The organism is Nostoc sp. (assembly GCF_041747015.1).
In the GTDB taxonomy this organism is placed as follows: Bacteria; Cyanobacteriota; Cyanobacteriia; order Cyanobacteriales; family Nostocaceae; genus Nostoc.
Genome location: NZ_JBGTFY010000297.1, coordinates 1 through 7,826 on the forward strand (window position 1 = coordinate 1; position 7,826 = coordinate 7,826).

At 42.0% G+C, this 7,826-nt stretch carries 5 protein-coding genes and 1 pseudogene; all 6 read left to right on the top strand.

Annotated features, from left to right (window positions below):
• Window positions 1–417 precede the first annotated feature (417 nt).
• On the top strand, window positions 418–1,563 hold the full coding sequence (locus ACEW80_RS23935) for a glycosyltransferase family 4 protein (RefSeq protein ID WP_373528981.1): 1,146 nt from the start codon (window positions 418–420) through the stop codon (window positions 1,561–1,563).
• Complete coding sequence (locus ACEW80_RS23940) at window positions 1,550–2,758, top strand: glycosyltransferase (RefSeq protein ID WP_373528982.1); 1,209 nt, start codon at window positions 1,550–1,552, stop codon at window positions 2,756–2,758. The genes ACEW80_RS23935 and ACEW80_RS23940 overlap by 14 nt, the downstream gene beginning before the upstream one ends.
• Window positions 2,758–3,903, top strand: coding sequence for a glycosyltransferase family 4 protein (locus ACEW80_RS23945; RefSeq protein WP_373528983.1), 1,146 nt, complete (start codon window positions 2,758–2,760; stop codon window positions 3,901–3,903). Before ACEW80_RS23940 ends, ACEW80_RS23945 begins: the two co-directional genes overlap by 1 nt.
• A 42-nt stretch (window positions 3,904–3,945) precedes the next feature.
• Window positions 3,946–5,229, top strand: coding sequence for a glycosyltransferase family 4 protein (locus tag ACEW80_RS23950; RefSeq protein WP_373528984.1), 1,284 nt, complete (start codon window positions 3,946–3,948; stop codon window positions 5,227–5,229).
• A 59-nt stretch (window positions 5,230–5,288) separates the two neighbouring features.
• Complete coding sequence (locus ACEW80_RS23955; RefSeq protein ID WP_373528985.1) at window positions 5,289–6,449, top strand: glycosyltransferase family 4 protein; 1,161 nt, start codon at window positions 5,289–5,291, stop codon at window positions 6,447–6,449.
• Window positions 6,450–6,870: 421 nt separating this feature from the next.
• A pseudogene (locus tag ACEW80_RS23960) lies at window positions 6,871–7,826 on the top strand (hypothetical protein); the annotation flags it as partial.

A 7,826-nucleotide genomic window follows, 5' to 3' on the forward strand; every position in this document is an offset into this window, starting at 1 on the left:
GCCACCAATTGGTCTATCATCCGCAATATCGCCATTAATCTTGCTCCAATGCGGCGGTTACGATTCTTTGACCAAGGCGGAACGATTTCTTGCCCATGACATTGACAAGCTGTTTTTACTTCTAGAATGAATTATCCCTGGGGTTGGTGAGCCACAAGCATGATGCTTTGTCAAATGATTATAGTATACTCGCTACTTGAAGAAAATTAATCAAACTAGAACGCAAACTACAGCGATTATTTATATTAGTTACTCATATACAAAAATATCGGTAATGTATAGTTGCAAACTTATTAGTCAATTAACATGGTGACATAATCAGCATGAATAATGAAATTCATATTAAGATGTCCCTACAAAGTAGGACTTAATTAGCAAACTAGCTGAGGATTACATAGTTAGAGTGATTGAAAATTAATGAGCAAGTGCATTGTTATTACCCATCAACATTCCCTTGGTAGTCCAGGTGGTGGAACGTTAAGTTGCCTACAAATTGCTCAACATCTGCAAAAACTGGGGGTAGAAGTAATTCTGATACCAATATCGAACGAACCAACAGTAGAATTAAAAGCTAGCTTAGTTCAAGTTATCCCTGCCCCACCTAGCCGAATACATTATTTATTAGGTGGTCTTGCAGTAGCAAAAAGAGTGCAAAAGCTAGTTGCTCAAAGAAATGTAGATGCAGTCTTAAGTTGGGATTATGAGGCAGCCTTTCTCCCCAAAACCCTCAAAGCAAAAGGAGTTGTAGTGGGCATGATCGCCTCCTCCCCATCTTATGAGATTTGGGTAAAGAGAAAGACTAGGTTGGCCCTACTCAAAGCTGCAACTGATACATGGTTTCGTTGGCGACCTTTAAAATCTGCGGACGTGGTGTTTGTGTCCTCAAATTTCACTCGTCAAGAACTAATAACTTTATTTCAAGTAGCGCCAGAGCGGATAAAAACTATTCATCGCGGGATAGATACGGTATTTGGCAAAATTCAACGAACATTTAGGGGGGAAGTATCTCGGCTAATTTTCTATGGCTCTTTAGCCCCTTTAAAAGGAGTTTTTGATGTAATTGAAGCATTGGGGTATATAGCAGCCCAAGGTCAACACAACTGGACGTTCAAAATAGCAGGTTGGGGTAATGAAGAATTAGTACAGCAAGCAGCACGCGATCACGGGATTGATGACAAAGTTGTTTTACTAGGGCGCTTGGATAGCGAAACCCTAGCCCGCGAATTGGAACAAGCAGACCTAGCTGTCTTGCCTTCTCATGCTGAGTCTTTTGGTAGAGCGATCGCTGAGGCGCAAGCTGCTGGGCTACCAATTGTCTCCTACGATGTTGGTTCAGTACCGGAAATAGTTGAAAAAGAAGTTACAGGGTGGCTAGTGCCGCTTGATCGTGTAGATTTACTTGCACAAGCTATCATTATGGCAATGCAAGACCCACAAAAAACCTTCGCGATGGGTTTAGCTGGTCGAGAACGAGTAGCCCGATTGTTCTCTTGGGAGCAGACTGCAATAGCAATACTTAAAGGTATTGAAAAAGCAAAAGGAAAGCGATATGAACAGTATTGATACCAGTAAGAATGCAAGTCAAACAAGTAGCGTGACTAATTCCTGCTTGCGGGTACTCTTTGTTAGCCATACTTATGTAGTTGGCGTAAATCAAGGCAAATTAAATGCGATCGCCACAACGGGGCAAGCAACCGTCGGTTTGCTCGTCCCGGCAAAGTGGCAGGCTTTAGCATGGGGAAAGCGATTTGAGATTGAAAAACCCTATCCAAACATTCATATATATCCAGCAAAAGTATTGTTTGAAGGAAAAGTTGGAGCATACTTTTATCCACCTTGGGTAATTCAGCACGTGATCACTGATTTTTGTCCTGATATTATCCAAGTTGAGCAAGAGGTATTCTCTGTATCTGCTTTTGAACTCGCACTTTGGGCTAGGTTTACAGGTAAGCCCTTAGTGCTTTTTTGTTGGGAGAATAGAGAGCGAAAATTATCAAACTTTCGTACTAGGCTGCGTCAATTTGTCTTAAATACAGCACAACTAATCGTCGCTGGCAATCTTGAAGGTGAGGAACTCTTACGCCGATGGGGTTATACCGGACTAATTGAAGTGATGCCGCAGATGGGTGTAGATACAGCCTTATTCAATCCTAGGCTGCGTCAGCCGAAAAACCATCAGCAGTTAATCATCGGATTTGTCGGCAGACTAGCACACCATAAAGGTATTGACGTATTGATTGCTGCTGTAAGTCAACTACGCGATCGCGGTTATGAGTGCCAAGTTGTGTTGTGTGGATCGGGACCCGATGAGGAACTGCTGCGTCAAGAGGCGCAAAAGCACAACGTAGCTGACTTAATTGATTGGAGAGGAGGAGTGCGCCATGACGAAGTGCCACAAGAAATGAGCAAGTTTGATGTCTTAGTTTTTCCTTCACGCAGTGTCCCAGACTGGAAAGAGCAATTTGGTCATGTGCTAATTGAAGCTATGGCTATGGGTATACCAGCAATAGGCTCTAATTGCGGTGAAATTCCCAACGTAATTGGGCGACCTGACTTAGTGTTTTCTGAAGGAGATGCTAGGCAACTCGCAGCTATCTTAGAGCGGATGATTTGCAACTTAGCTTGGCGGCAAGAACTAGAACAAAACAGCCTCGATAGAGCTAGGCAACACTATACTCACGAGCGAATTGCCGAGCGATCGCTTGACTTATGGCGCAAAGCTATAGAGCAGAAAAAGATTTCCGGGGGGCGAGAATAATGCGGGTGGTAATTTTACGTAGAAGCTTGGGAGCTTCTTTCAGCATGGATGTTTATGCTGATGGTTTAGTTGCTGGACTCAAGGTTGCAAGGCCCGAGTGGGAAATTGTTGAACTAGCACCGAAGCCTTATCTGCTAGAGCAAAAAAATAGTTCTTGGTCAACGGGGTTATGGAAATATTACGAGCGTTATTGGCGCTACCCCCTTAGTGTTAAGCAAGAAAAAGCAGACTTATTTCATGTCATCGACCATAGCGACGGTCACTTAGTTTATTGGTTAAAAACAACAAATCGACCGATAGCAGTAACTTGCCACGATTTAATTAACCTTGTTAACCCAGAAAATCTTGACAACCAAGCACGTATTCCTGCTATTAGTATGGCAGTTTGGAAATATGCAGTACGAGGTTTGAAAAAAGCAGATCGAATCGTGGCTGTCTCTGCTCACACAGCAAAAGATATAGTCCAACAATTGCATATAAAAAGAGAGCAAATAACAATTGTTCCTGATGCAGTTGAGTCTTTATTTCATCCTCTTGTACCAGATAAAGTTGCATTTTTTCGCTCTCAACACCGTATTTTGGCAGAGACAATGTGCTTGCTTCACGTGGGATCTAACCATCCACGCAAGAATGTTTCTACTGTTTTAAAAGTCCTAGATGCTTTAAAAACCCAAGGGTTATCTATTCATTTGTGGAAAGTAGGTGCAGATTTTACTAACGAACAAAAAATATTTATTCAAACTCACTCTTTGGAAACATCTGTCACTTATTTAGGTAAGCCAGATAAACAAACTTTAGTTGAGATATATAATGCTGCTGACGTGCTGATGTCGCCCTCGCATTATGAAGGTTTTGGTATGACCGTCATTGAAGCAATGGCTTGTGGTACGCCAGTCGTCGCTGCAAATGTTACATCATTACCGGAAGTGGTTGGAGATGCAGGAGTGTTGCTTAAACCAACAGATGTTCAAGCAATGGTAGAGGTAGTATGGCATCTTTATCAAGATTTTAACTATCGTCAATCATTGAGAGAAAAAGGATTAAATAGAGCAAAACTCTTTACATGGGAAGCAACAGCGAAGTTGTTAGCTACGGAGTACGAAAAATTGATCGCCCAAAAAGCAGAGATATCTAAATTCAATTAAAGCAACAATCACATCTGACGATCGCTAGAGGTAATCTATAAAATGCAAATTATCCAAACCCATAATGGGGCAAAACGCTTGAGAGTGCTAATTTCTGCTTATGCTTGCAGACCAGACAAGGGTTCTGAACCAGGGGTAGGATGGAACATGGCACGGGAGCTAGTCAAGCGCTACGAAGTGTGGGTTATTACCCGTACAGAAAATCAGGCAGCAATTGAGGCTGAATTATCTGCTAGACCCGTTCCTGGACTCAACTTTGTATTTTACGACTTACCTTTGTGGCTGCGCTGGTGGAAGCAGGGAGAACGAGGCGTACATCTCCACTACTACCTCTGGCAGATTGGCATTTATTCTCTAGCTCAAGATCTTCATCAAGAAAAAAATTTCGATTTAGTCCACCATGTAACTTATGGTAGATACTGCGTTCCTAGTTTCCTAGCGTTACTGCCAATACCGTTCATTTGGGGCCCGTTAGGCGGTGGAGAATCTGCCCCAAAAGCGTTTTGGCAAGATTTTAGCTTACGTGGCAAGATTTATGAGTCACTACGTGACTTGAGTTGTTGGGTAGGAGAACGCGACCCCTTTGTGCGTCTTACTGCCAAACGCAGCGCTGTTGCCATAGTTGCCACCTCAGAAACCTCTGCTCGTCTTAGTAAATTGGGAGTAAAAAGAATTGAAACTATCTTTGGGCAAACTGGTATCAATCAACAAGAACTCAGCCAACTAAAGCAGTTCTCTCAATCACCTTTAAATACCCCCATCCGATTTGTGAGTACAGGTCGTCTACTGCATTGGAAAGGATTTCACTTAGGTTTACGTGCTTTTGCCCAAGCTAATTTAGAGCATAGCGAATACTGGATTATTGGCAACGGGCCTGAACGCAGGCATTTAGAATCTCTAGCTAGCGACCTTGGCATTGCCGAGCGAGTGCGTTTTTGGGGACAACTGCCCCGCGAGGAAGCATTATCTGCTCTAGGACAGTGTTGTGCTTTAGTTCATCCTAGTTTGCACGACTTTTCACCTACTATCTGTTTGGAAGCTATGGCCGCAGGGCGACCAGTAATTTGTCTGGATTTGGGAGGGCCTGCTACTCAGGTCAGTCAAGATGCTGGCTTGAAAATTCCTGCTCATACTCCTGACCTAGCAGTACAAGGTCTGGCAGAAGCAATGACTCATTTAGCCCAGAATGCCGATATGCGGGAACGGATGGGTAAAGCAGGACAGAAGCGAATCAGTGAAATTTATAGCTGGGAAATCAAGGGACAGTTTTTAGTCAACCTTTACGAAGATATCCTCAATTTGGACAAAGTTAAAGTGCCTACTTGACTTTTATTTAGTTCGGTGTCGGTAAAAGTAATATCAGTCCTAAAAGGGGATAAGAGAAAATGCGTATCCTAAGCGTACATAATCGCTATCAGATTCGTGGAGGAGAAGATGAATCCCGTGAGGCTGAGGAACGGCTTTTACAACAAATGGGTCATGAGGTTGAGACATATGAGGAAAACAATGATCGCATAGCCGATTTAGGTGCAGTTCGCACGGCAATAAAAACAGTCTGGTCTATGGAAGCTTACAAAACACTTAGACATCAGCTTAAAGCGCAGGTCTATGATCTAGTCCACGTACAGAATTTTTTTCCGTTAATTTCCCCATCCGTTCACTACGCCGCTCATGCTGAAGGAGTCCCAGTAATTCAAACTCTACGGAACTACCGGCTTCTGTGTGCCAATGGCTTCTTTTTTCGCGACGATCGCGTTTGTGAAGACTGTTTGGGCAAGTTTGTTCCTTGGCCTGCACTATTACATTCCTGTTACCGAGGTAGCCGCGCCGCCACTGGGGTACTAACAACAATGCTAACAACTCACAGAATTCTGCCTACTTGGAATCAAATGGTAGATAAGTACATTACCCTCAGCGAGTTTGCCCGCGATAAGTTTATTCAAGCTGGTTTTCCGGCGCAAAAGATTGCTGTTAAGCCTAATTTTGTTTACCCCGACCCTAACGCTGGTGAAGGACTGGGGGGGTATGCTCTTTTTGTCGGGCGCTTATCGCCGGAAAAGGGGATAAGTACATTATTGACAGCGTGGCAACAGTTGGGTAAAAAAGTGCCGCTCAAAATTGTCGGCGAGGGGCCACTAGCTCCGCAGGTAGCTGAAGCGGTAAGTTTAGATCGAGGCATAGAGTGGCTGGGACGCAGGTCTTTGCCCGAAGTCTACGAACTAATTGGCAATGCGGCGTTTTTAGTGTTTCCGACTATAGGCTATGAAACCTTTGGACGTGTAGCGATCGAGGCTTTTGCTAAGGGAACTCCAGTTATTGCGTCTCAAGTAGGTGCGATCGCTGAATTAGTAGAATCCAACCGCAATGGATTACATTTTCGTCCAGGCAATCCAGAGGATTTAGCAATTAAAGTAGAGTGGGCTTTAACGCATCCACAGGAGATGGCGCAGATGAGACTAGAGGCTCGAAGTGAATTTGAAACCAAGTATACTGCTAAGGAAAACTATAAGAGAATAATGGAGATATATGCCACAGTTCGCACGTAAATAACTATAACAATTTCTATTAAAATGTATCTTTGCTAGCACCTTAGCAAGCTATTGATAGTTGTAAATTGTTGAATTATTTAGTTATAAAACGACAGATAAATGATGTAAGAGTATCTGCCAAAAAATGATTAAGATTTCTAATCTAACAATAATATTTATAGCTGTTGTCTTCTTTCCACGAATTTTGACAGCGATGGGAGCGCCGCCACTCATTAACTTCTTTCACTTTCCTTTCGCATTATTTCTTGCTGGCTCGATCATCCCTAAAATTAGAACTTCGACCTCGAAACAATTTTTTGTTGGATTGTTTATTTTATTTACTACTATTACTGCTAGCGCTTTTGTAAATAATGCTGGTTTTCTCAACATAATTTTAAGTTTTTTGCTTCTTGCCGAACCCTTCTTGCTCATAATGTTAATGACAAGCAACCCTATCCTTGGCGCAAGTATTGAGCAAGTTAAATTATGGTTAATGATTTTTAGTTTTGTTCACATTGCTATCATTTACTACCAATTTTTTATTATTCGTTCTCCAGATCCCGATGATGTACAAGGTGTTTTCACTGGACAAGGAGCAGGTCATCATGTTGGTGGTGCGATCGCCTTAGCTACGGCTATATATTTTTTTATAACTTATCCAAAGTTGTCGTTGTGGCTGCGTACGTTAGTAGCTATCATTTTTGCTGCCGACATTAGTTTCTCTGACTCCAAACAAGTTTTAGTTGTATTTGTACTTTCTTTTGTAATTATAGTAATTACAAAACTCAAAAATTTAGGGGAAATACTGAAGTACTTAGCAATTACTATAGTTATCGTTTGCTTAACGTATTGGTTTGCCCAAATTGCGTTTTCTTCATCTTTGTCTTTCTGGGGTAAAGACGATAGAATTATTCGGGGGCTAGGAGTAAAATTCTCAGTATTTTCTATTATTAATTCTTATTACAGTTCGCCTCTAAATTGGTTATTTGGTGTTGGTCCTGGACATTCTATTGGACGCTTGGCTTCGTTAATTCCAGATTATCAGCAATATTTGCAACCGTTAGGCATCACTTCATATTCTGCTGTTACAGAAACCATCTTTTCTGTAAACAACACAAATCCTTTAAGTAACAAATTTACAGGTAGTAGTATGTTCTCCTTAACCTTTTCCTGGGCTGGTGTATGGGGAGATTTAGGGATTGTCGGACTTGGAGTTTATCTCTACCTTTGGCTTTTAGTGTGGAAAACTTGTCCAGATACTCTCTCTCAATTGTTTCTGATTACAATACTTGTTCATGGGGCAATTTTTTCCTGGATGGAGGAACCAGGTTATATGCTATTTATGATTAGTCTAATTGGCATTCAATGGCAAAAAGCTCAAATCGGCACTTTCAA

What these genes read in the sequence shown, in the direction of transcription:
- ACEW80_RS23935 (WP_373528981.1), top strand. Translation starts at nt 418, where the DNA reads ATGAGCAAGTGCATTGTTATTACCCATCAACATTCCCTTGGTAGTCCA.
- ACEW80_RS23940 (WP_373528982.1), top strand. Translation starts at nt 1,550, where the DNA reads ATGAACAGTATTGATACCAGTAAGAATGCAAGTCAAACAAGTAGCGTG.
- ACEW80_RS23945 (WP_373528983.1), top strand. Translation starts at nt 2,758, where the DNA reads ATGCGGGTGGTAATTTTACGTAGAAGCTTGGGAGCTTCTTTCAGCATG.
- ACEW80_RS23950 (WP_373528984.1), top strand. Translation starts at nt 3,946, where the DNA reads ATGCAAATTATCCAAACCCATAATGGGGCAAAACGCTTGAGAGTGCTA.
- ACEW80_RS23955 (WP_373528985.1), top strand. Translation starts at nt 5,289, where the DNA reads ATGCGTATCCTAAGCGTACATAATCGCTATCAGATTCGTGGAGGAGAA.